22 protein-coding genes are annotated in these 23,714 nt (G+C 72.7%); 17 read left to right on the forward strand and 5 right to left on the reverse strand.

The annotated features are described in order from the left end of the window. Position 1 precedes the first annotated feature (1 nt). The 6 genes from B9W62_RS38570 to B9W62_RS38595 all read left to right on the forward strand — a co-directional run bounded on the left by B9W62_RS38570 (position 2) and on the right by B9W62_RS38595 (position 7,996). On the forward strand, positions 2-1,237 hold the full coding sequence (locus tag B9W62_RS38570) for a cytochrome P450 (RefSeq protein WP_087811538.1): 1,236 nt from the start codon (positions 2-4) through the stop codon (positions 1,235-1,237). Continuing rightward, positions 1,234-2,067, forward strand: coding sequence for a thioesterase II family protein (locus B9W62_RS38575; RefSeq protein WP_087811539.1), 834 nt, complete (start codon positions 1,234-1,236; stop codon positions 2,065-2,067). Before B9W62_RS38570 ends, B9W62_RS38575 begins: the two co-directional genes overlap by 4 nt. 79 nt (positions 2,068-2,146) lie before the next feature. Further along, a complete protein-coding gene (locus B9W62_RS38580) occupies positions 2,147-2,875 on the forward strand; it encodes a class I SAM-dependent methyltransferase (protein WP_087811540.1) in 729 nt (242 codons plus the stop codon). Next, positions 2,872-4,692: an ABC transporter ATP-binding protein gene (locus tag B9W62_RS38585; protein ID WP_087811541.1), complete on the forward strand. Its 1,821-nt coding sequence runs from the start codon at positions 2,872-2,874 to the stop codon at positions 4,690-4,692. The genes B9W62_RS38580 and B9W62_RS38585 overlap by 4 nt, the downstream gene beginning before the upstream one ends. Continuing rightward, positions 4,689-6,455 (forward strand): ABC transporter ATP-binding protein, encoded by a 1,767-nt coding sequence (locus tag B9W62_RS38590; protein ID WP_087811542.1) that lies wholly within the window; start codon positions 4,689-4,691, stop codon positions 6,453-6,455. The genes B9W62_RS38585 and B9W62_RS38590 overlap by 4 nt, the downstream gene beginning before the upstream one ends. 59 nt (positions 6,456-6,514) lie before the next feature. Beyond that, positions 6,515-7,996: a salicylate synthase gene (locus tag B9W62_RS38595; RefSeq protein ID WP_087811543.1), complete on the forward strand. Its 1,482-nt coding sequence runs from the start codon at positions 6,515-6,517 to the stop codon at positions 7,994-7,996. Positions 7,997-8,093: 97 nt separating this feature from the next. Here the strand turns inward: B9W62_RS38595 and B9W62_RS38600 are convergent, their stop codons facing one another. Together B9W62_RS38600 and B9W62_RS38605 are read right to left on the reverse strand one after the other, a co-directional pair. Then, on the reverse strand, positions 8,094-8,318 hold the full coding sequence (locus B9W62_RS38600) for a hypothetical protein (RefSeq protein WP_087811544.1): 225 nt from the start codon (positions 8,316-8,318) through the stop codon (positions 8,094-8,096). Between the two features lie 160 nt (positions 8,319-8,478). After that, positions 8,479-8,847 carry a VOC family protein gene (locus B9W62_RS38605; RefSeq protein ID WP_087811545.1) on the reverse strand — a complete coding sequence of 123 codons (369 nt, stop codon included), beginning with the start codon at positions 8,845-8,847 and terminating at the stop codon, positions 8,479-8,481. A gap of 60 nt (positions 8,848-8,907) precedes the next feature. Here B9W62_RS38605 and B9W62_RS38610 point away from each other — a divergent pair, with 60 nt between their 5' ends. Continuing rightward, the gene (locus tag B9W62_RS38610; RefSeq protein WP_087811546.1) at positions 8,908-9,369 is read left to right on the forward strand and encodes a MarR family winged helix-turn-helix transcriptional regulator; all 462 of its coding nucleotides are present in this window, start codon (positions 8,908-8,910) and stop codon (positions 9,367-9,369) included. A 46-nt stretch (positions 9,370-9,415) separates the two neighbouring features. On the opposite strand, the gene B9W62_RS38615 is transcribed toward B9W62_RS38610, so the two are convergent. Beyond that, positions 9,416-9,733: a hypothetical protein gene (locus B9W62_RS38615; protein WP_087811547.1), complete on the reverse strand. Its 318-nt coding sequence runs from the start codon at positions 9,731-9,733 to the stop codon at positions 9,416-9,418. A 94-nt stretch (positions 9,734-9,827) separates the two neighbouring features. Here B9W62_RS38615 and B9W62_RS38620 point away from each other — a divergent pair, with 94 nt between their 5' ends. The 4 genes from B9W62_RS38620 (at position 9,828) to B9W62_RS38635 (ending at position 14,038) form a co-directional block, all read left to right on the forward strand. Beyond that, on the forward strand, positions 9,828-10,694 hold the full coding sequence (locus B9W62_RS38620) for a LysR family transcriptional regulator (protein WP_087811548.1): 867 nt from the start codon (positions 9,828-9,830) through the stop codon (positions 10,692-10,694). A 100-nt stretch (positions 10,695-10,794) separates the two neighbouring features. Next, on the forward strand, positions 10,795-11,301 hold the full coding sequence (locus tag B9W62_RS38625; protein WP_087811549.1) for a GNAT family N-acetyltransferase: 507 nt from the start codon (positions 10,795-10,797) through the stop codon (positions 11,299-11,301). A 129-nt stretch (positions 11,302-11,430) separates the two neighbouring features. After that, positions 11,431-11,940 (forward strand): 2'-5' RNA ligase family protein, encoded by a 510-nt coding sequence (locus B9W62_RS38630; RefSeq protein WP_087811550.1) that lies wholly within the window; start codon positions 11,431-11,433, stop codon positions 11,938-11,940. Between the two features lie 340 nt (positions 11,941-12,280). Then, on the forward strand, positions 12,281-14,038 hold the full coding sequence (locus B9W62_RS38635; protein ID WP_087811551.1) for a lysyl oxidase family protein: 1,758 nt from the start codon (positions 12,281-12,283) through the stop codon (positions 14,036-14,038). Between the two features lie 75 nt (positions 14,039-14,113). Here the strand turns inward: B9W62_RS38635 and B9W62_RS38640 are convergent, their stop codons facing one another. After that, the gene (locus tag B9W62_RS38640) at positions 14,114-15,010 is read right to left on the reverse strand and encodes a MurR/RpiR family transcriptional regulator (RefSeq protein WP_087811552.1); all 897 of its coding nucleotides are present in this window, start codon (positions 15,008-15,010) and stop codon (positions 14,114-14,116) included. Between the two features lie 111 nt (positions 15,011-15,121). On the opposite strand from B9W62_RS38640, the gene B9W62_RS38645 reads away from it, so the two are divergent. The 6 genes from B9W62_RS38645 (at position 15,122) to B9W62_RS38670 (ending at position 21,664) form a co-directional block, all read left to right on the forward strand. Continuing rightward, the gene (locus tag B9W62_RS38645; RefSeq protein WP_087811553.1) at positions 15,122-16,264 is read left to right on the forward strand and encodes a C45 family autoproteolytic acyltransferase/hydrolase; all 1,143 of its coding nucleotides are present in this window, start codon (positions 15,122-15,124) and stop codon (positions 16,262-16,264) included. An 82-nt stretch (positions 16,265-16,346) separates the two neighbouring features. After that, a complete protein-coding gene (locus B9W62_RS38650) occupies positions 16,347-17,987 on the forward strand; it encodes an ABC transporter substrate-binding protein (protein WP_087811554.1) in 1,641 nt (546 codons plus the stop codon). A gap of 3 nt (positions 17,988-17,990) precedes the next feature. After that, the gene (locus B9W62_RS38655) at positions 17,991-18,944 is read left to right on the forward strand and encodes an ABC transporter permease (protein ID WP_087811555.1); all 954 of its coding nucleotides are present in this window, start codon (positions 17,991-17,993) and stop codon (positions 18,942-18,944) included. Next, a complete protein-coding gene (locus B9W62_RS38660; protein WP_087811556.1) occupies positions 18,941-19,798 on the forward strand; it encodes an ABC transporter permease in 858 nt (285 codons plus the stop codon). The genes B9W62_RS38655 and B9W62_RS38660 overlap by 4 nt, the downstream gene beginning before the upstream one ends. A 7-nt stretch (positions 19,799-19,805) precedes the next feature. Further along, positions 19,806-20,795, forward strand: a complete 990-nt coding sequence (locus B9W62_RS38665) for an ABC transporter ATP-binding protein (RefSeq protein WP_087811557.1) — start codon at positions 19,806-19,808, stop codon at positions 20,793-20,795. Next, positions 20,792-21,664 (forward strand): ABC transporter ATP-binding protein, encoded by an 873-nt coding sequence (locus tag B9W62_RS38670; protein WP_087811558.1) that lies wholly within the window; start codon positions 20,792-20,794, stop codon positions 21,662-21,664. The genes B9W62_RS38665 and B9W62_RS38670 overlap by 4 nt, the downstream gene beginning before the upstream one ends. 19 nt (positions 21,665-21,683) lie before the next feature. On the opposite strand, the gene B9W62_RS38675 is transcribed toward B9W62_RS38670, so the two are convergent. After that, complete coding sequence (locus B9W62_RS38675; protein ID WP_256976731.1) at positions 21,684-23,222, reverse strand: PP2C family protein-serine/threonine phosphatase; 1,539 nt, start codon at positions 23,220-23,222, stop codon at positions 21,684-21,686. Positions 23,223-23,714: the final 492 nt, after the last annotated feature.

Here is a 23,714-nt window from a genome sequence, read left to right on the forward strand (position 1 = left end):
GATGACATCCCCCGAATCCCCGACGGCGTCCGACACCCCCGGCACCGTCCCGCCCCGCGACTTCCCGATCCGGCGCGGCTGCCCCTTCGCCGCGCCCGCCGAGTACGCCGCACTGCGCACCGACGACCCGGTCGCCCGCGTCACCCTGCCCACCCGGCGGGAGGCCTGGGTGGTGACCCGCTACGACGACGTACGGGAACTGCTCTCCGACCCGCGCGCCAGCGCCGACATCCGCCGCCCGGGGTTCCCCGCCCTCGGGGAGGGCGAGCAGGAGGCCGGGGCCAGGTTCCGCCCCTTCATCCGCACCGACGCCCCCGAGCACACCCGCTACCGGCGCATGCTGCTGCCGGCGTTCACCGTGCGCCGGGTCCGCGCGATGCGGCCCGCCGTACAGGCACGGGTGGACGAGATCCTGGACGGCATGCTGGACGCCGGCGGTCCGGTGGACTTCGTCACCGCCTACGCCAACGCCGTCTCCACGTCGGTGATCTGCGAACTGCTCGGCATCCCGCGGCACGACCTGGAGTTCTTCCGGGACGTCACCCGGATCTCCGGCTCCCGCAACAGCACCGCCGAGCAGGTCTCCGAAGCCCTCGGCGGCCTCTTCGGCCTGCTCGCCGGGCTGGTCGCCGAGCGCCGCCAGGAGCCCCGCGACGACCTGATCTCGAAGCTCGTCACCGACCACCTGGTCCCCGGCACCGTGACGACGGACCAGCTGCTGTCCACGCTCGGCATCACCATCAACGCCGGCCGCGAGACCACCACCAGCATGATCGCCCTGAGCACCCTGCTCCTCCTGGACCGGCCGGAGCTGCTGGCGGAACTGCGCGAGAACCCCTCGCTGATGCCCGCGGCCGTCGACGAACTCCTGCGCGTCCTGTCCGTCGCCGACTCCATTCCGCTGCGCGTCGCCGCCGAGGACATCGAGCTGTCCGGCCGCACCGTCCCCGCCGACGACGGTGTCATCGCACTCCTCGCCGGTGCCAACCACGACCCCGAGCAGTTCGACGATCCCGAGCGGGTCGACTTCCACCGCACGGACAACCACCACGTGGCCTTCGGCTACGGAGTGCACCAGTGCGTCGGTCAGCACCTGGCGCGGCTGGAGCTGGAGGTCGCCCTGGAAACCCTCGTCCGCCGCGTCCCCACGCTGCGCCTCGCGGGGGAGCGGGACCAGGTCGTCGTCAAACACGACTCGGCCACCTTCGGCCTCGAAGAACTGATGGTGACCTGGTGACCGCCGCCTTCTCGCCGAACTCCTCGGCCCGCGCCGCACGGGCCGACAGCCCGTGGATCAGACGCTGGAACGGGGGTTCCGCCTCCCGGCGCACGCTGGTCTGCCTGCCGCACGCCGGCGGCAGCGCGGGCTTCTACCGGCCCTGGGCGGCCCTGCTGCCCCCCGAGGTCGAACTCGTCGGCATCCAGTACCCGGGCCGCGAGGACCGCTTCGACGACCCGGCGAGCGCCGACATGGGCGAGCTGGCGACCGCGCTGGCGGACGCCGTCCTGCCGCTGCTCGACCGGCCGTACGCCCTCTTCGGGCACAGCATGGGCTCGGCCGTGGCCTGGGAACTGGCCCACGAACTGGGCCGCCGGGGCGTCCCCGGCCCGCGCCGGCTCTTCGCGTCGGGCCGGGCCGCACCCGGCACGGCGGTGACCGGGCAGCTCCACCGCCAGGACGACGACGTCCTGTGCGCGGAGCTGGCCCGGCTCGGCGGCACCAGCCGCGAGGTCCTCGACGACCCGGGGCTGCGGGCCCTCGTCCTCACCGCAGTCCGCCACGACTACCGGATCATCGAGACCCACCGGCCCGCGGAGCGGCCGCCGCTGTCCTGCCCGATCCACGTGCTGACCGGCGACACCGACCCGGAACTCGGCGAGGAACGCAGCCGCGACCGGGCGGGCGGCTGGGCGGGCCTGACCACCGCTCGCACCGAGGTCCGGGTCTTCCCCGGCGACCACTTCTACCTCACCCCGCGACGCCGCGAGGTGGTCGCCACCGTGCTGCGCCGACTGGACCCCTCACTGGCCACGGACGGCCGGCGCACCTGGCCGAGCACCCCGTGACCGCCCGCCGTCCGGCCGTCCCCGAGCGGTCCTTCCCCCTCACCCGCACCCCTTCGGCAGCCCCCGCCAGGAGACCGTCGTGATCGACTACTACTCGACCTCGGCCGAGTTCTACGAACTGGTCGCCACCCGGCACACCGCCAGCAGCGGCCCCCCGCTCACCCGCGTCCTCACGGGTCTGGACGTCTCCCACGGCCCGGTCCTGGAGATCGGTGCGGGCACCGGACGCGTGACCGAGGTGATCGCCGCCGCGCTCCCCGAGGCGGAGATCCTCGCCGCCGAACCGTCGGCCACCATGCGGGCCATGCTCACCTCCCGGGTCGCCCGCGACCCGGACCTGCGGCGCCGGGTGACGGTGGCCGACGGCGCCGCCCAGGACCTCGTGCTGCCCGAACGGCTCAGTGCCGTCGTCATCTTCGGCGTGGCCGGTCATCTGACCGCCCCCGAGCGCGTGGCGCTGTGGAAGCGGCTCGCGGCCCGGCTGCCGGAGGGAGCGCCCATCGTCGTGGAACTGATGGGCGTCTCCTCACCCCGCGTCATCCCGCCGGTGATGTCCCTGAGGGAGACCATCGGCCGCCAGACGTACGAGTGGTGGATCGGCGGCGAACCCACCGAGGGCGACGCCATGCGGTTCACCACGACCTGGAAGGTGCTGCGCGACGGCCGCACCGTGCGCGAGGTCGCCGACAGCTACGACTGGCACACCTTCGACGTCGCCCGCCTGGCCCGCGAGGCGGGCATGACCAGCCGCCGGATCACCGAGGCGGGCGGGCGGCCCATCCCCGAAATCGGAGTACTCGTCAAGTGAAGTCACAACCGTCCGGGACCGGCCCGGACCCGGTGCCCCGGAACCCGGCAGCCCCCGGGGCGGGCACCGGGGCACGTCCACGCCCCCTGCGCGAGCTGACCGGGCCCGTCCGGAGCCGGCTGGCCGTCGCCGTCGGCCTCCAGACCGTCGCGGCCCTCGCCGGGGTGGTGCCGTTCATCGCCGTCTCCGAGATCGCCGGCCGACTCACCGCGGACGCGCCCGCCGACGGCGACACCCTGTGGCCGCTGGTCGCGCTGGCCTGCGCGGCGGGGCTCCTCGCCCTGGCATGCGGCACGGCGGCCGGCGCCCTGGCCCACCTCGCCGACAACGACCTCCAGCTCGCCCTGCGCCGCCGGCTCGCCCGGCACATCGGGCGGCTGCCGCTCGGCCGGCTCACCGAGCGGGGCACCGGCGAGGTCAAACAGGCGGTGCAGGACGACGTGAGCGCGCTGCACACGCTGTTCGCCCACACCCTGCTCGACATCGTCGCCGTGGTCACCGCACCGGTCCTGGCCCTGGCCTACCTGTTCACCGTCGACTGGCGCCTCGCCCTGCTCAGCGTCGTGCCGTTGCTGCTCGGCGTGTACCTGTTCAGTCGGGCGATGGCGGGCGCGGCGGCGCAGATGGCCGCGTTCGGCGCCGCGGTGGGGCGGATCTCCGCCGCCGCCGTGGAGTTCGCCTCCGGCATCGCCGTCTTCAAGAGCTTCGGGCGCGGCCGCAAGGCCCACGAGCGTTTCGTCGACGCCACCGAGGGCTTCGCCGACTTCTTCGCCCGCTGGGTCCGCACCACCCTGGTCAGTTCCACCGCCGCCGTGCTGGTGGTCGCCCCGGCCGTGGTCCTGCTGCTGCTGACCGTGCCGGGCACCGTGCTCGTCACCCAGGACCTGCTGACCGGCGCCGAACTCGTCCCCTTCCTCCTGCTGGGCCCCGCCGTCGCCGCGCCCATGGGCGTGGTGGGCCCGCGCATCCAGCAGATCCGGGCCGGTCAGGCCGCCGCCGTCCGCATCACGGAGCTGCTGCGCGCCCCGACCCTCCCCGAGCCCGCCACCCCCGCCCTGCCCGACGGCCACCACGTCCGACTGCGCGGGGTGTCCTTCTCCTACGACGGGCAGACCGACGTCCTGCACGACGTCGACCTCGACCTCGCGCCCGGCACGGTCACCGCGCTGGTCGGACCCTCCGGCTCGGGCAAGTCCACCCTGGCGTCGCTGCTGCCCCGCTTCCACGACGTCACCGCCGGCACGGTGACCCTCGGCGGCGTCGACCTCCGCGACATCCCCGCGACCGAGCTGTACCGCCGGGTCGGCTTCGTCCTCCAGGACGTACGGCTGCTGCGGGCGAGCGTCAGCGACAACATCCGCCTGGGCCGCCCCGAGGCCACCGACGAGGACGTCGAGCGGTGCGCCCGCGCCGCCCGCGTCCACGACCGGATCACCACCCTGCCCGACGGCTACGCGACCGAACTCGGCACGGCCGTCACCCTGTCCGGCGGTGAGGCCCAGCGCCTCTCCATCGCCAGGGCCCTGCTGGCCGACGCACCGGTGCTCGTGCTCGACGAGGCGACCGCGTACGCCGATCCGCACTCCGAGGCACTGATCCAGGACGCGCTGTCCGCGCTCGCGGCGGGTCGCACCCTGCTCGTCGTCGCCCACCGGCTGTCGACCGTCCGCTCCGCCGACCGGATCGTGGTGCTGGAGGACGGGCGCGTCACCGAACAGGGCCGCCACGACGACCTGCTGGCCGCCGGCGGCCGCTACACCACGCTGTGGAACGCCCAGCGGAGCGCGGACGACCTCCGAGAAGGAAGTGCACGATGATCCGTCAGCTCTACCGTGTCCTCGGGCCGGAGGGCTCCCGCCCGCTCAACCGGCTGCTCGTCCTCCAGAGCGGCGCGGCCGTCCTGCAAGGCGTGGCCTTCGCCCTCCTGGTACCCGTCCTGCGGGCCCTGCTCGGCCCCGAACCCGACGACGTGTGGCCCTGGCTGACGGCGTTCGCCGCCTGCGCCCTGGCACTCGCCCTGCTCCAGGGCGCGGCCATCGCCGGCGGGTTCACGGTGGGGTCCCGGCTCTCCCGGGTCCTGCACCGCCGTATGGCGGACCAGGCCCTGCGCCTGCCCCTGGGCTGGTTCACCACCGGCCGCACGGCCGAGTTCAGCAGGCTGGCCGGGCAGAACGTCATCCAGGTGATGAGCACACCGGCCCACCTGCTGCGCCCCTTCATCAGCTCCCTGCTCACCCCGGCGACCCTGGTGATCGCCACCTTCTTCTTCGACGTCCGCACCGCCCTGGTGCTGCTGGTGTGCGCGCCCGTGCTGTTCGCCGTCCAGGCCGCGAGCACCACCGTGATGCGCCGGCTCGACCTCGGCCGTGACGCCGCGATCGGCGAGTCCGCCGACCGGGTCCTCGAGTACACGCGCAACCAGCCGGTCCTGAGGGCCTTCGGCCGGACCGCCGAAGGCCATGGGGCGCTGGACGACGCCCTGGTGGCCGAGGCGCGCGCGGACCGGCGGCTCATCGCGCGGGGGCTGCCCGGGCTGGTCTCGTTCTCCTTCGCCACCCGGCTCGTGTTCGCCCTGCTGCTCGCCCTCGGGGTGTCCTGGCAGCTCGACGGCTCGCTCACCGTGCCCACCCTGCTGGCGCTCCTCGTGCTGCTGGTCCGCCTGATCGACAGTGTGTCGTCCGCCGCCGAGGCCGGTGCCGGGATGCGCATCGCCCGCAACACCCTGGAACGCCTCGGCGCGGTCCTCGACGAACCGCCGTTCCCCCAGCCCGCCGAGCCGAAGACGCCGCGCGACGCGAGCGTGGAGTTCACCGGGGTCGGCTTCCGCTACGCCGACGGCGGTGGCGATCCGGTGGACGCCCCGGCCGCACGCCCGGTCCTCAGCGACGTGACCTTCCGCCTGCCCGAGCGCAGCATGACGGCGCTGGTCGGCCCGTCGGGCGCGGGCAAGACCACGGTCGCCGGGCTGCTCGCCCGCTTCCGGGACGCCACCGAGGGCACCGTCCGCATCGGCGGCGTCGACGTCCGCGAGATCGCCGCCGACGATCTGACCGCCCACGTCTCCCTCGTCTTCCAGGACGTCTACCTCTTCGACGGCTCGATCGAGGAGAACGTCCGCATCGCCGCTCCCGACGCGGACGCCGCAGCACTGGCCGAGGCCGCGGCGCTCTCCGGCCTCGACCGCGTGATCGAGGAGTTGCCCGACGGCTGGGCCACGAAGGTGGGCGAGGGCGGCGCACGTCTCTCCGGCGGTCAGCGGCAGCGCGTGTCCATCGCCCGCGCGCTGCTCAAGGACGCCCCGATCCTTGTCCTCGACGAGGCCACCGCGGCCCTCGACCAGGAGAACGAGGCGTTGTTCGCACAGGCCGTCCGGGCCCTGGCGGACCGCAAGACCCTCCTGGTCATCGCGCACCGGCTGAGCACCGTGGTACGCGCCGACCAGATCCTGGTCCTGGAGGACGGCGAGATCACCGAACGGGGCACGCACGACGACCTGGTGACGGCGGGCGGCACGTACGCCTGCTTCTGGGAGCGGCGCGCGCGGGCCCACGGGTGGCGGCTGGAGGCGGCACCGTCATGACCGCCCACCGGACACCCGCGACCACCTCCGACCGTACGGCAGAAGGAAGGCACGACACGATGAGCACCGGATCCCGGAACACCTGGGAGGCATGGGCGAGGTCCGTCCCGCCCCTCACGTGCGTGAGCACCCGGGAGCCCTGCCCCGACCCGATGGCCACCGCCACCCGCCTCGCCCGGGCCGGACTCGCGGGCCAGTACGTGGTGTACGAGGCGGAAGGCGGAGTGTGGCACTTCGCGGCGGGCTCCGACGTGAGTGTCACCGCGGACCCCGGCGGCATCACCGCGTGCGCCGCCGGACGCACCTGGACCTCGCGCACCGACGGGAGGCCGCTGGCGGCGTTCGCCGACGCCCTGTCCGCCCTGCGCGACGAGGACGACGAGGGAGGCCAGGGCGGGGAGGTCGGCAAGGGCGAGGGGATCGGCGCGCGGGAGGAGATGGCCGGCGGGCGCCACTTCTACGGCTGGGCGGCCTTCGAACTCGCCCACCTCCTCCACGCGGACCCCGCGTCGGCCGGAGACCGGCCCCTGCTGCACGCGCTGATCCCGTCCGTCGAGGTGACCCTCGGCGGCGACTCGACGGTGATCCGCGCGGTGGACGAGGCATGGGCCCGCAAGGTCGCCGACCTGCTCGCGGAGCCCGCGTCCGGGCAGCCCTCCGCCCGCGACGAACCCATGCGGGACACGCGGGACATGCGGGAGGGGACCGAGGGCATCATCGCCACCGGCGGTGCCGCCTACGGCCAGGCGGTCGCCCGTACGGTCGGGGACATCCGCGCCGGGCTGCTGGAGAAGGCCGTGGTCTCCCGGAAGGTTCCGCTGCCCGCCGAGCCCCACCCGGACTTTCCCGCCACCTATCTCGCGGGCCGCCGGGCCAACACACCGGCACGTTCGTACTTGCTGGACCTCGGCGGTTACCGGGCTGCCGGATTCAGTCCCGAGACCGTCCTCGAGGTCGGGGACGACGGCCGCGTCAGCACCCAGCCGCTCGCGGGCACTCGCGCCCTCGGTGCGGACCCGGCGGAGAACGAGCGCCGGCGCGCGGAACTGCTCAGCGATCCCAAGGAGATACACGAGCACGCCGTGTCGGTACGTCTGGCCTGGGACGAGATGGCGGCCGTGTGCAGCCCCGGCTCCGTCGTGGTCGAGGAGTACATGGCGGTCCGGCCACGCGGATCGGTGCAGCACCTCGCCTCGCGGGTGACGGGCCGGCTCCGGCCGGACACCGGACCGTGGGACGCCTTCGCCTCCCTCTTTCCGGCGATCACCGCCACGGGGGTCTCCAAGCGTGCCGCACTGGAGACCCTGGCCCGCCACGAGGACGGGCCACGCGGGCTGTACGGCGGCGCGGTGTTCCGGGGGAGCACCAGCGGCGCCCTGGACGCCGCGCTCGTCCTGCGCACGCTGATCGGCGCGGAGAACCGGGCGTGGCTGCGGGCGGGCGCCGGGGTCACCGCCCAGTCGAGCCCGGAACGGGAGATCGAGGAGACCTGCGAGAAGCTGCGGAGCGTCGCTCCGTATCTGCGGTTCTCCGCGGACTGAAGCCGCGCGACCGGCGGGGCCCGGGGCGGCCCCGGCCCGCTGCCCCGGGCGCGCGGTCGCCGCGGACCGCTCGTGGCCGCTCGCGGCCGATCGCGTGTCAGTCCTTGGCGCGGTGCAGCTTGATCTCCGGATTGACGAAGAGGTGCACGTAACCGCACCGCAGACAGATCAGCCCCGTGGCCCTCTCGTCGGCCCAGGCGAGATTGAACAACTCCCCGCCCGTGCTGTTGAGCTTCACTCCCCGTTCGCGGAACAGGTCGTTCTCGCAGACCTGACACGTGATCGACATCTCGCCCAGCGAGGCCCGTACCGCCTTGGCCATGGCATCTCCCTTCCGGGCCCGGCGCGGTGGCCGGGCCGACGCCTTCCGTCCTTCGTGCTCCGTCCATCTTTGATCATCGCCGAGTGCGGAGCGGGGACGGGGGTCCTCGGGGTGGTGGCTGCGGGGGCTGCCGCCCGGAAAGGCGTGGGCCTTCCGCCGGTCAGGTGCGGTCGTGGAGCGTGACGTGGTAGCCGTCGGGGTCGGCGAAGGTGAACGTCCGGCCGAACGGGCCGTCGATCGGTGCGGAGACGATGGTGTGCCCGTCGGCGACGAGAGCGTCGTGGACGGCCTGGACGTCGGTGGCGTGGAACCAGATCGCGGCACCGATGCCGGGCTGGGAGACGGACGCGAGATCGGTGCCGGGCACCACCTCGCGGAGGGCGAACGCGATCGGCTTCGTCTCGAACACCACGGCGTGCGGCGGCCCGGCCGGCGAGCGGACGAGGCCGAGGTACCGCTCGTAGAACGCCTGCGAGGCGTCGAGGTCGCGGGCCTGGAACGAGATGAAGTCGGGACCGGTGGCGGGCATGGTGGTGCTCCTTCTCTCCGTGTCAGCTTTCTGACATGGAGCGTATGTCAGAATACTGACATGAGTCAAAAGGGTGCCGGCATCGACCTGGACAAATCACTGGGCTACCTGCTGAAAGAGGCTTCGAGTGCCCTGCGCACCGCCATGGAGGAGGTGTTGCGGCCCCTCGGCATGAGCGTGACGCACTACTCCTGCCTCGAGCTGCTGGCCCAACGGCCGGGCCTGTCGAACTCCGAGCTGGCGCGTGGCGCGTTCGTGACGCGCCAGACGATGAACGTGCTGCTCCAGACCCTGGAACGCGAGGGCTACGTGACCAGGCCGGCGGAGGCGGCCGTCGGGAAGGTCCTTCCCGCGCGGCTCACGCCGAGCGGCCGCCGGAGCCTGGAGCAGGCGACCGTGGCGGTCCGGTCCGTCGAGGTCAGGATGCTGGCCGGCATGACCGAGGCGGAGCAGGCACACGCGTTCCGCAGCCTGCGGAGCATGATCCGTTCCCTGCGCGACGGCGACGAGGATGCCTCCTAGCCCGCGCCTCGGCCCGTGTCCCGCCGCGCCGGGTCGGCAGTGCGGGTCAGGTCAACGGCTCGTGGTTGACCCAGACGGCCTGGTAGGGGTGGCGGGCCTGCCAGCGCTTGATGAGGTCGAGGGCCCCGGGCATGGTGAACGTCGCGTTCAGGGCGTCGAGGTCGGCCAGGCGCAGTTGCACGACGGCGCTGGCGATGGCCACCGGGGCGTGGTCGTCACCCGGGACGCGGATGTGGTGGCGGGTCGCGACCGACTCGACGAGACCGGAACCCATCACGAGCTCCTCGAACTCCTCGAGGTACCGGTCCAGCTCACTCGTGGGAATCGGACTGTCGAACGCGACGATCATCGTGTGGTGAATCATGCCTCCAGAGAACAGGCACTTTTCCCGCCCGTCCAAGATCCATCCGTTCTCGCTCCATGCCTCGTGGGAATGGATCAGGCGGTAGCCTCGGTGCATGGCCGAGCTGGAGACCCGCGAGCTGGAGTACTTCGTCGCCGTGGCGGAGGAATTGCACTTCGGTCGCGCCGCGGCCGGCCTGGCGGTCGCGCAGCCGGCCCTGTCCAAGGCGATCCGGCGCCTGGAATCCCGGCTCGGAGTGCGGCTGCTGGAGCGCTCCAGCAGGCACGTCGCCCTCACCCCCGCCGGTGACGCGCTCCTGCACCACGGCAGGCACGCGCTCAACGCCGTCGGCGCGGCTGCCGAGAAGACGCGCCGGGCCGGTGATCGCCAGGCCCATCTGCGTCTGGTGATCAAACCCGGAGGTGACGCGAACCTCCTGTCCGGGATCCTGGCCGCGTACGCCGGCCGGCCCGACGCCCGCCAGGTGGACATCCTGTTCGGCGGAGCCACCGACCGCGCCGACCACGTGCGCGACGGCCGGGCCGATGTCGCCCTGCTCTACGCTCCGTTCGACGACATGACCGGCCTGGACCACGAAACCCTGATGGTCGAGGGACGGGTCGCGATCCTGCCGCCGGACCACCGGCTCGCCTCCCGCTCGGAGGTCACTCTCGCCGACCTCGCCCAGGAGACGCTGCCCCGCTGGAAAGGTGTGCGCTGGACCGGAGCGCCCGAGGCCGGGCAGGGGCCCGAGGTCACGGACGCGGCCGAGGTCCTGCACATGATCAGACTGGGCCGCACCGTCGCGCTCCTGCCCCGCTCACTCGCCCAGCCCATGCACCCCGACCTCACCTACCGGCCCGTGACCGACGCCCCCGACAGCGAACTCGTCCTCGCCTGGTCCCAGGACGACCGCCGCCCTTTGGTCGCCTCCTTCGTCGCCGCCGCCGCGGAGTCGAGCACACGCTGGGCCGGTGCGTGAACACCCACGCCGCACCTGCCGATGCCGCTGTCCGAGCCGAGCCAATGAAGGCGTCCTGCCCCGGACCGGCCGCCGCCCGCGCTCCGGGTACAGTCGGGCCATGCCCGAGTTGATCCCGCTGCATGCCGACCAGGCGCCGGCCGTCCTGGCCTTCGAGTTGGCGAACCGCGCCTACTTCGCTGCCGCGGTGTCCGACCGCGGTGACGACTACTTCGACCGGTTCGCCGACGGGTACGACGCGTTGCTGGCCGAACAGGAGGCCGGTGTCTGCGCCTTCTACGTGCTCGTCGCCGAGGACGGCGAGGTACTCGGCCGGTTCAACCTGTACGACCTGGAGGACGGCACCGCCAGACTCGGCTACCGGGTCGCGGAGCGGGTGGCCGGCCGCGGCGTGGCGACCGCGACCGTCCGGGAGTTGTGCCGGACGGCGTCGGTGACGCACGGCCTGCGCACCCTGCGGGCGGCCGCCTCCCACGACAACGCGGCGTCCCGGAAGGTCTTGGCCAAGGCCGAGTTCGTGCCGGTCGGCCCTGCCGCCCCGGCCGATCTGGGCGGCAGGCCGGGCACCTGGTACCAGCGCATCCTCCAGCCCCGGGCCAACGACTGATGGTCGGTGCGCGACGACAACACCCACGTGCCCGCACCGTGCCGCGCGGGACCGTCACCGCCGGGACCGTTCGGACGGCGTAGGGGTCGGTTCGACCGGAAAGACACGGGGCGCGGGAAGGGGCAGTAGATGGCGCGGACGGGTACGACGGCCGTACTGGCGCTGTTGCCGGACGCCGAGGCCGTGTTGAGGTCGGCCGCCGAGGTGGACGCACTGGCGGTGCGGCCTGGTGTGCCCGCCCACGCCGCGCTGCTCTATCCCTGGCTGCCCGCGGACGAGGTGGACGGGTCGGACGTGGACCGGCTGCGGGCCGTCCTTCCCGTCGGCCCCGTCCCCGTCAGGCTGGCCGCGGTCGAACGAAACGGCGGGTTCGTCGGTGTCCCGGTGCCCGAACTGGACCGGGTGGCCGATGCCGTGCGCACGGCGTTCCCGGCGCAGGTCCCTTACGGCGGCCGGTTCGGCCCCCGCCCGCCGGTGCACCTCACCGTCGCCCTGGACGTGACCCCGCGGGCCGCCGCCGAGATCGACCGCCGTACCGCCGCCGCCCTGCCCATCACCACGGAAGTAACCGCCCTGCACGTGGTCGGCCTGACCCGCACGGGCTGGCACAGCCTCGCCGAACTGCCGCTCACCCCCTAGCTCTTCCCTCCGGTCGGGCCGCGGCCGGAACAGCCCGGCACGGGGGCGGATGTCGGCTCTGCCCGACTGCCCGACTGCCCGACTGCTCGACCGCCCGACTGCCCGGGCGCAGGCGGTCCGCGGGCTGGGCCCATATACCGCACCACCCGCCCCCACGCGGCCCGCATCCACGACTTCAGCCTGATTTCATCCACAACGCAGCGATCCGGCCAACCTCCTCCCGGTTTCCGCCTTCTGGACAACCGGGCATCCGACCGCTCCCTCTCACAGCGCGGGCACAGCATGTGCCCGTCTGCTTCCTTCCCACCGCACCCCCCAGCACCTGAAGGACGAGGGACAGATGACCAGAACGCGCACCACCCGGCTGCGGCGTCCACTGCTCGCAGGCACCACGGCGGTCGCCGCCATGGCCGTGACCGCCGGACTCGTGGCCGCGACCGCGGAGCCGGCGAAGGCGGCGACCGGACCCAAGCTGAGCCTCATCGCCGCGACCAACTCACTGACGCTCACCTCCTGGAAGGAGGACCCGGGCGTCTACCTCGACCTCGGCACCTACCTCACCGCCGAGGGCAGGCCGCTGGAGCTGAAGGTGACCCGCACGTCCTACAAGGACCCGGTGACCATCACCCAGACCGTGTACGAGGGCGGCAAGACGAAGGCCAAGACGCTGCCCAAGGGCACGGTGAAGGACTTCTCCGGACTGCCCGGCTTCGCGGAGGTCACGGTCACCGACAAGGCGGGCAAGAAGGTCCTCAGCCGGACCGAGGACTTCTGCCCGAACAACGCCAGCGGCCGGGTGCGCCCCGACGCCCCCGCCACCTCCAAGTATCCGGAGAGCTGCCCCACCAACCCGTTCACCCTCGGTTCGGTCTGGGGCGTCGAGAAGGGCTGGGCGGCCAACACCTACGCGGGTTCCTACACCGAGCCCGCCACGCTGGCGCCCGGGACCTACACCGCCAAGGTCTCGGTCGCCAAGAAGTACCGCGACCTGTTCGGCATCGCGAACAAGCCCGCGACCGTCAAGGTAACCGTGGTGGAACGGAGTTACGAGGACGACGAAGGTGCCGCAGGGGCGCCCGCGGCCCGGTCCGCGACGGCGGGTGAGCACGCCGGCCACGCAACCGCCCAGCAGGCTCCGGCCGCGCACGCGGGTCACGGGCCGGGGCACGCCCCGACTCCCGCCGAGGCGGCGGCGCCGGCCACCAGCGGAGCGGGCCCCTCGTACAACGTGGGCCACGGACCCCTCAAGGCGGCGCCGCCCGCCCTGCCGTGGGCGCTGAAGAAGAAGCAGGCCGCCCGCTCCATGCCGGTCGGCGACAAGGGCGGCCAGACCGACGGCTCGCGCAAGGCCCCGGCGCTCCAGCCACTGGCGAAGCGACCCGCCGGCAAGCCCTCCGTACCGGACGTCCCCAAGCCCGACCTGCGCTCGCTGCCGGCCTACGGCATCGTCGTCACCGACGGGGAGAAGGACATCCCCGGCAAGGACTACCTGGCCTTCAGCGCCAACGTGTGGAACGCCGGTCCGGCGCAACTGGTGGTGGACGGCTTCCGGTCGCCCGGCAAGGCCAAGATGGACGCCTACCAGTACTTCTACGACGCCAAGGGCAAGCAGGTCGGCTACACCCCGACCGGCACCATGGAGTGGGACCCGCGTCCGGGGCACGTGCACTGGCACTTCACCGACTTCGCCAGCTACCGGCTGCTGAAGGCGGACAAGAAGGAGGCCGTGCGCAGCGGCAAGGAGGCCTTCTGCCTGGCCAACACCGACGCGATCGACTACACGGTGAAGAACGCCAACTGGCACCCGTACAACACCGACCTGGCCACCGCCTGCGGCGAGGAGAACTCCATCTCCGTCCGCGAGGTGCTCGACGTCGGGTCCGGTGACACGTACTCCCAGGACCTGCCGGGCCAGTCCTTCGACATCACGGACGTCCCCAACGGCACGTACTACATCCAGGTGCTGGCCAACCCCGAGAAGCGGCTCAAGGAGACCAGCGTCGACAACAACAGCGCGCTGCGGAAGATCGTGCTCGGCGGCAAGCCCGACGCCCGGACCGTGACCGTGCCGGCGCACGATCTGGTGAACGAGAACTGACCTGACCCCGGGGGCGCCGACGCCCCCGGCCCGAGGAGCCGACGGCCGCCCAGGGGGGCCGTCGGCTCCTTCGCGTCACCGATGGGGTGGCACCAACCGCTCCCGCAGGGCCGTCAGTTGATGCGAGTGCTCGACGGCGCGCGTCTCGTCCAGGGTGGTTATCGCCAGCAGCAGGGCGTCGGCGACCAGGAGCCCGGTCAGGGACTCGTTGGTGTTGCCGGTGGGGGTGTGCGGCGCGGTGAGTACCGCGTCGACGCGGTCGCCGAAGGGCTCGCCGAGTTCGTCGGTGATCAGGACGATGGCGGCCCCCACCGCTCGCGCCCGCTCCACCAGCACGGTCAGTTCGTGCAGGTGCCGGGCCGGCTGGAAGATGACCACCGCGTCGCCTTGGCACAGCGGCAGCAGATCGTCGGCGAAGGCGAAGCCGGTGGCTCCGCTGAACCGGGAGCGGCGCCCCAGCCGGCCCAGGGACAGGGTGAGGTGGCGGGCCCCGACCTCGCACGCGGCGACGCCGTAACAGAGCACCTCGCGGGCCGAGGCCAGTGCTTCGACGGCCCGTTCGAAGGACTTGGTACTGGTCAGGCGTCTGGCCTGCTCGATGCGTTCCTGCGCCTCGTCGAACACGTCGCCCCAGATGCTCTCCAGGTCCTGGCCCACGTGGGAGATGCGCTGCCTGAGGCGGACCTCGGGCGCCTGTGATGCGGTGAAGTCCGCGGCGAGTTCCCTCTTGAGGGCCGGGAGTCCGGCGTAACCCAAGTGCTGGAGGGTGCGGACGACGGTGGCATTGCTGGTACCGCTGGCGGTGCCCAACTGCTGGGCGCTGGCGAACATGATCTGCTCCGCGGGCGCACTCGCGAGGTACTGGGCGACGGTGCGCTCGGACGTGGAGAGTTCCTCCCACAGATCTCGGATCGCGGTCCGCAGCCGGGCCAACCCGCCCGGACCCACACTGCCGGCCTCTGGAACGTCCATTACGCCTCTTGACTTCCTCGGTTTCGTGGTTACGCTCTGAGCAACTTGTTCCAATGATGTTCATCTTTGGAATGGATGTTACAACACCATTGCCCCCCGAGGAGCCCTGTCATGCACCACGCCCCCCTGCCGGTCATAGAGATCTCCGGGACACCGGAAGAACGCGGGCGGCAGTACGGCGAAGCGGTGCGCTCCCGCATCGGTGAGGCCATCGCCTACTACACCGAAGCCTTCGGAGAGGCGTCCGGTCTGCCCTGGGACCAGGTCACGGCCCGCGCCCAGCTGTGGCTCGAGCCGGTGCGCGAGCACGCACCCGAACTGGTCGAGGAGATGCAGGGGATAGCCGACGGAGCAGGTGTCGGCCTGCTCGACATACTGGCGCTCAACGCGCGCGGCGAGGTCATCTACGACTCCACCTTCAGCCGGCTGCCCGAGGACGAGGAGGCCGCCGAGGGCTGCACCTCCTTCGCGGTGCACGGACCGGCGAGCGGCGACGGCCACGTGTGGGCGGGACAGAACTGGGACTGGCGGGCCGCGGTGGCCGGCACCGTCGTGATGCTGCGTGTCGTCCAGCCCCCGAAGCCGACCCTGGTCATGCAGGTGGAGGCCGGACAGATCGGCCGCCAGGGCGCCAACTCGGCCGGCATCGCGCTCAACGCCAACGGACTGGGCGGACGCTTCGACGACACCGTCGGCCTGCCGCAGACGGTGATCCGCCGCAGCGTGCTGGACCAGTCCACCATCAGTGACGCCCTGCGCGTGCTGAGCCGGACCCGCGCCCACATCGCCGGGAACGCGCTGCTCACCTGCCGGGAGGGCTTCGCCATCGACGTGGAGACCACCCCGGCCGGACACCGCTGGATGTATCCCACCGACGGCCTGCTGGTGCACGGCAACCACTACCAGGCCGGCATCCCCGCCGCCCTCGCCGCCGACTACCGGCCGCTGGCCGCCGACTCCCTGGTCCGGGTGCCCCGCGCCGAGCAGGGCCTGCGGCGGCTGCGCGACTCCACGGGCCCCGACGAGTCCCGCAAGACCATCCAGCACGCCATGTCGGACCACCTCGGCTTCCCCGAGTCCCTGTGCACGCACCCCGACCCGCGCAGGTCGCCCGTACGGCAGTGGCAGACCCTCGTCTCCTCCTGCGTCGACCTGACCTCCGGCGACTACCACGTCACCGCAGGAACCCCCTGCGACCGCGACTACCAGCACCTGCCCTGGAACCTCTACGACGGCCCCCACGCCCCCCGTTAGACCGGACCGCAGGTCACCGGGAGCCCCACCCCCGCAGAAACGAGAAGTCTCCGCACCACCCTTCCCGCTCAGGAGCCACCGTATGAAGTTGAAGACCTCGATCGCCGCCCTCGGGATGGCGGGCCTGACGGTACTCGCCACCGCGTGCAGCGGCGCCGACACCGGCCGGTCCGGGGACACGGGCCGTGACGTGACCCAGCTGGAGCTCACCCCGACCACGGCCGCGGCCACCGGCGCGGTGGACAGCGTCGACTGGCTGCTGGAGGACGAGCCCGACTCCCTGGACCTCGACACCCAGGGCGGCAGCGCGGGCCGCACGGTGCTCACCAACGTGTGCGAGCGCCTGTACCAGTTGCAGCCCGACATGACCGTACGGCCGTGGCTCGTGGAGAAGGCCGGGCGGCCGGACGCCAAGACCCTGGTCCTGACCGTGCGCCAGGGTGTCACCTTCCACGACGGCACCGCCATGACCGTCGACGACGTACTGTTCAGCCTGCGCCGGCACGCGGACCCGGACATGTCCGAGGCCGACGAGTTCGAGAACGTGACGTCGATGAAGAAGACCGGCGCCCACCAGATCACCATCAGGTTCAAGGAGCCCGACGCCCTGTTCACCAAGGCGCTCGCCGGCGACGCCGGACTCGTCTACCAGCAGCAGCGGGTGCGGGAGCAAGGAAAGGACTTCGGCACACCGGGCCAGGCCGACGCGTGCAGCGGCCCGTACCGGCTCGCCTCCTGGAAGTCGGGCGACTCCGTCACCCTGGAGCGCTACGACGACTACTGGGGCGACAAGCCACTGACCGGGAAGGTCGTCTTCCGCTGGGCCGAGGACAGCGCCATGGTCAACGCCCTGCGCACCGGAGCCGCCGACGGCGCCTACACCGACTCCGTCGGCACGGCCGCCGCCCTCGACGGCAAGAAGGGCATCGACCTGCACTTCGGGCCCAGTACCGCGACCCTCGACCTCATCCCCACCGAGCGCGGCGGCCTGGCCGACCCCGACATCCGCAAGGCCCTCTCCCTGAGCCTCGACCGCACCGGCATAGCCGAGTCCGGCTACGGCGGCCTGGCCCAGCCCTGGGCCACTCCCGTCGGCTCCGGCGCCTGGGGCTACGAGAAGTCCGCCTTCTCCGCCGCCCAGGAGAACCTGACCGGCGCCCCCGCCTCACCCACCGCCGCCGACATCGCCCGGGCCAAGAAGCTCGTCCAGAACGCCGAGCACAAGCCGGACGGACCGATCGTCATCGGCACCGACAGCACCCAGGGACGCCTCGTCATCGCCAACGGCGTACGCGCAGCCCTCCAGCAGATCGGACTCAAGGCGCAGATCAAGACCGTGCCCTCCGCCGAGTACGGCGAGTTCTACGGCGACAAGTCCGCCCGCGCCGACATCGACGTGCTCGTCGCCGACTGGTACATCTCCAAGAGCGACCCCGTCGGCTTCTACGACAACGGAGTGTCCGGCGACTCCAACAACTGGGTCGGCTTCCACAGCGCCGCCTACGACAAGAAGGTCGAACAGGCCAAGCGGACGCTCGACGACGCCCAGCGAGCCGCCCTGGTCGTCGACATCCAGCGCCGCTTCGCCGACGCCGCCGTCTGGATCCCCGTGGCACAGACCCCCACCGCCCTGGCCCTCAGCGACCAGCTCACCGGCCCGCCGGCCTCGATGGCCTACCTGTACCACCCGTGGGCCGCGTCGCTCGGCGCGAAGAAGGGCTGAGCCATGATCGTCCGTATCGGCAGACGACTCGCCGGCCTCCTCGCGACCCTCCTCGCCTCGTCGTTCGTCATCTTCGCGGCCATCTACGCCGCCCCCGGCGACCCCGCGGTCTTCCTGGCGGGCGGTCGCGACACCCTCACGCCCGAGCGCCTGGCCGCCGTCCGCGAGCAGTACCACCTGGACGAACCGCTGGTCGTCCAGTACGGCCGGTGGCTGTGGGACTGCCTCCACCTGGACCTGGGACGCTCCTTCCAGTACGGCGACGAGGTCGCGGACCTCCTGGCCGCCCGCTTCCCCACCACCCTGGAACTCGTCGCCTACGCCACCGTCCTCTTCGTGGTCCTCGGCGTGAGCGCCGGCGCGCTCGCCGCACTCAACCGGGGCCGCTGGATCGACTCGGCCGTCGTCGGCGCCACCACCCTCGCCGCGTCCGTGCCCTCCTTCGTCGGCGGCATCGCCCTGGTCGCGCTGTTCGGCGTGCAACTGGGCTGGTTCCCCGTCACCGGCAGCGGAGAAGGACTCGTCGGCACCCTGCACCACCTCACCCTGCCCGCCACCGCCATGGCCCTGGGCGCGCTGGCGGTCGTCAGCCGGGTCACCCGGCAGGCCGTCGTCGACGCCGACGGAGCCGACCACGTCGCCGTGGCCCGCTCCTCGGGCCTGCCCGAACGCGAGATCGTCCGACGCCACGTGCTGCGCAACGCCCTCGGCCCGATCGTCACCATGTGCGGCCTGGTCACCGCCGGCATGCTCGCCGGGACCGTGGCCATCGAGACCGTCTTCGGCCTCAGCGGCATCGGCTCCCTGCTCGTCGGCGCCATCAACAGCCACGACTTCCCCGTCGCCCAGGCAGTCCTGCTGCTCATGGTCACCTGCTACGTCGTGGTCACCACCCTGGTGGACCTCGCACACCCGCTGCTCGACCCGCGCCTGAAGGCCGCAAGGAGCGCCGCATGACCGCCGTACCCGCCGACGCCCCCGCACCGCCCCGGACCGTACGGCGCCCCCGGCGCCCGGTCGCCGCGCTCGTCGCCGCCGGCTTCCTCGCCCTGGTCGTCCTCGCCGCCGTGTGCGCCCCGCTGCTCGCGCCGTACGCCCCCGACGCCGTCGACCTGTCGTCCTCCCTGGTCGGCACCGGCGGCGAGCACCTGCTCGGCACCGACGCCTCCGGCCAGGACCTGCTCTCCCGGGTGCTGTACGGCGCCCGCACCAGTCTCGTCGCTCCCGTGCTGCTGCTGGCGCTCGCCGCCGTCATCGGGGTGAGCCTGGGCACCCTGGCCGCCTGGCGCGGCGGCTGGATCGACGCCTTCGTCTCCCGGCTGACCGACGTGATGTACGCGTTCCCCGGGCTGCTGTTCGTCGTACTGATCATCGCCGTCTTCGGCACCGGCATGACCACCTCGGTGCTCGGCCTCGGCCTCGCCTTCGCGCCCACCATCGCCAAGTACACCCGCAGCGTGGCCCTGGCCGAGCGCGCCAAGCCCTACGTCGACGCCTACCGGGTGCAGGGCATGGGCGGCGCACGGATCTGCGTACGCCACCTCGTGCCCAACCTCGCCCGGTCGATCGCCGGATACCTGGTGGTCCTCTTCGGCGAGGCACTGATGAGCCTGGCCACCCTCAGCTACCTCGGCTTCGGCACCCAGCCGCCCAGCTCCGACTGGGGACTGATGGTGCAGGAGGGGCAGTCGGCCATCGTGCAGGGCGCGCTGCTGCCCGCGCTGGTGCCCGGCACCGCCATCGCCGCCGTCGTCGTGGCCTTCAACGTCGCCGGGGTGCACCTCGCCGACCGGCTCGGAACCAGGAGGTAGCCACCCCGTGCTGCTCGACATCGACCGACTCACCGTCCACCTGCCCGGCACCGCCCGGCCACTGCTCGCCGACGTGTCCCTGCGCGTCGCCGCGGGCGAAGTCGTCGGCCTCGTCGGCGAATCCGGCTCCGGCAAGTCCACCACCGCCAAGGCCGTACTGCGCGTGCTGCCCGACGACGCCGCGGCGCACGGGCGGGTGGCGGTCGCCGGAACCGACGTACTGACGATGCCCGGCACCGCGCTGCGCGAGCACCGGGCCCGGCGCGTGGCGATGATCCACCAGAACCCGCGCTCGGCCCTCAACCCCGTCCACCGTGTCGGCGACTTCCTCGTCGAACGCCTCGTGCACACCGGCGGCCACGACCGCCGCACCGCCCGCGAACGCGCCGTCGAACTCCTCGACAGCGTCGGCCTGAACGATCCGGCACGGCGCCTGCGCCAGTACCCGCACGAGATGTCCGGCGGCATGCTCCAGCGCGTCGTCATCGCCGGCGCACTGGCCGCCGGCCCCGACCTGATCCTGGCCGACGAGTCCACCAGCGCCCTGGACGTCACCACCCAGGCGGAGATCCTCGCCCTGCTGCGCGACCTGGGGCGACGGCACGAGACCGGCATGCTGTTCATCACCCACGACCTGCACCTGGCCGCCGCGTACTGCGACCGCGTGTACGTCATGTACGCGGGCCGCATCGTGGAACACCGGCCGGGGCACAGCCTCTTCGACCACGCCCGCCACCCCTACACCCGCGGACTGCTCGACTGCTCACCCGAACTCGGCGTCTCCCGCCCCCTGCGGCCCATCCCCGGCCGGCCCCCGTCGCTCGCGGACGGAGCCGACGGCTGTCCGTTCGCCGCGCGGTGCCCGCAGGCCGAGCCCGCCTGCGAGGCGTGGACCCCACAGGCGACCGAACTTCCCGACGGCGGCGAGGCCGCCTGCCGCCGACTGCCCGAAGCGGCGGCAGCCACCGCCGGAGCGACTGCGAGGAACAACCCGTGACCAGCCCGAAAGCCGTACCCCCGGCCCCGCCGCTGCTCGTCGCCGACGGGCTGCGCAAGACCTACCGACTCCCCGGCGGGGACAGTCTGGTCGCCGCGGACGACGTGTCGTTCACCCTGCCGACGGGCGGGTCCGTCGGCATCGTCGGCGAGTCGGGCTCCGGCAAGACGACCGTCGCCCGCATGCTCGTCGGACTCGTCCGGCCCGACGCGGGAACGATCTGCGTCGACGGGCGGGACCGGACGGCGGGCCGAAGCCGCGGCCGCGCCGCCCGGCTCGCCCGGGCCCGGGAGATCCAGATGGTCTTCCAGGACCCGTACCTCTCACTCGACCCCCGGCTGACCGCACGCCAGTGCCTGGCCACCTCGCTGAGCCTGCACGGCGCGGCCGACGCGGACGCACGGATCGGGGAACTCCTGGACCGGGTCGGCCTCGGCCCCCGCGAGGCCGCCGCCCGCCCGCACGAGATGTCGGGCGGGCAGCAGCAGCGGCTGGCCATCGCACGGGCCCTGGCCGTGAACCCGCGGGTCCTCGTCCTGGACGAGGCGGTGGCCGCGCTGGACGTGTCCATCCAGTCGCAGATCCTGCGCCTGCTCGTCGACATCCGGCAGGACACCGGTCTGGCCCTCGTCTTCATCAGCCACGACCTCGCCGTGGTCCAGCACGTCACCGACGAGACGGTGGTGATGCGGCGCGGCACCGTCGTCGAACAGGGCCCCACGAAGCGACTGCTGACCGCACCCGAGGACGAGTACACCCGGGCGCTGCTGGACTCGGTTCCCCGCCGCGGCTGGGATCCGGCAGACGCGCTACGGGACCGCGCGGCCGCCTCTGCGGGAGGTCAGGACTCCGGGAAGGTGCGGGACTGAAGGAGTCGGCGCGCCACGCTCACAGTGGCGTGGTCCGCCGCAGGACGAGGAGAGTGGCGTCGTCGGTGCGGTGCGGGCCGTCGAGGCGCGCCACCAGGTCTTCGGCGTAGCGGTGCAGCTCGTCGCGGCCCGGGCCCGGGGCTGTCGCCCGGAAGGAGAGCGCGGCGGCGTCGAGGAAGCGCAGCGTGTCCTGGTCCGGGTCGCTGTTGCGGCGTTCGGTCAGGCCGTCCGAGTACATGAGGACGACGTCCCCGGTCCTGAGCGGCGCCGCGGCGGCGGCGTAGGCCGTGCCGGGCAGGACACCGAGGGGGAGTCCCGGTCCGCCGGCGGGGGAGGGCAGGGGTGTGGCGCGTCCGTCGCGGAGCAGCACCGGGTTGGGATGCCCGGCGCACGTCCAGCGCAGCAGCGACTGCTCGGGGTGGTACCGGGCGATGACGGCGGTGGCGGTGGACTCGATGCCGTCCGCGCAGGCGCTCTCGTTGAGCCAGTACGTCAGTTGCTCGACGGGTTGCTCCGTGTAGGCGAGTCCGGCCAGCGCATAACGCAGTTTCGCCATCAGGGTGACCGCGGCCAGTCCGTGCCCCCGGGCGTCGCCGAGCGCGACGAGGAGCTGCCCGTCGGGCAGCTTGCGGGCCTTGTACCAGTCTCCTCCCACTCCGGCCGCACGGGCGTCGGGCCGGTACACGACCGCCGCCTGGAGGCCGAAGGCGGCCAGCTCGTCGTGGAACTGGGGGAGCACCGCCTCGCGCAGGGCCTCCGCGACCTCGCCGAGTGTCTCGGCGTGCCGGCGCTGGCGGCGTGCTTCCCGCTCGGCGTGGTCCGCCGTCTTCCGGCGCAGCCGCTCGGCCGTGACGTCGGTGAACACGGCGCGGATTCCCCAGACCAGACCGCCGGGGGCGATCCGTACGGGCTCGGCGGTCATGCGGGTGATCCGGCCCGGCGTCCGGCGCAGCCGCAGGGAACAGTCGGCCGTCCGCTTGCGCAGGATGACCTCGTAGAGCATCTGGTACAGGCCCGGCAGGGTGTCGGGCGTGGCGGCACCGGCCAGGTCGGACAGGGTGGGCAGGGGGGAGTCCGCCGGCAGCCCGAGCGCCTGGCGGAACCCTCGGGAGGGCTCGACGCCGTCGTCTCCGAGGTTCCACTCCGCCCAGCAGGTGCGCACCAGCCGCTGCGCCGCGGCCGCCATGAGGAGGTGGTGTCCGCGTTCCCAGGTGAGCAGCAGTCGGTCACCGCAGGGACTCACGCGCACCTCGGCGATGAGCCTCACCGGTCCCGAGGCTCCGTCGACGACCCACTCGACGGCCTCGGGCCCCTGGACTTCACGGTCGTGGTGCGCGCGGCTGATCATCCGGGGAACGGGGGTCCGGGACAGGGACGGAAACCGCTCGTACAACGACACCGGCCCCGACCACCGGGGGGCCGGGCTGTCGGGGAACCGCTCGGCCGCGTAGGCGACCGCTGCCGCGTTGTGGCTCGTGCAGTGGACTTCGACCACGTCCCCGTCGTCGCCGGACACGGGAGTCAGCAGCAGGGCCGGCACGGGAAGGGCGTCGAGCACCTCAGGTCCCGTGGGGTGCCCGGTGCCCGGCGGAACGCCTGGCCGGCCCTGCTGCGTGAACGGGGACGGGTGGGCACGGGCATGGGATCGGATGCGTCGACGCTGGGACTTCAGCAGCTCCCTGATCGCTCTCAGTTCCAGACGGGCACGTGCGTCGGGCGCCGCGGGGAGGTCATCCATGGGGGCTCGGGCCTCCAGCGGGGCGCAGCGGGCAGTGACGAACAGTCTCGGCACAGGAGAAGGGGTGGACCACCGGGGATGGGCCGTGCGGCGGACCCGGGCGGACGGCGCGACTGGCACAGCCGGCGTCCATGGGCCCGGGCTCGGCCGGTCGACTGGAGGGCAGAGCCGTCCGGTTCACCCCGCGGCCATGTACACGTCGTCAGCGGGCCGCCGGGGTGACGCGCGCCCTCCGCCTGCGTTCTCGATCATGTGACGTCGTCCCAGTGGTGGGTGCGGTCGCGATCCGGCGTCGCAGGCACGTCGGTCCCG

Source organism: Streptomyces sp. CS113 (assembly GCF_002188365.1).
Lineage (GTDB): Bacteria > Actinomycetota > Actinomycetes > Streptomycetales > Streptomycetaceae > Streptomyces > Streptomyces tendae.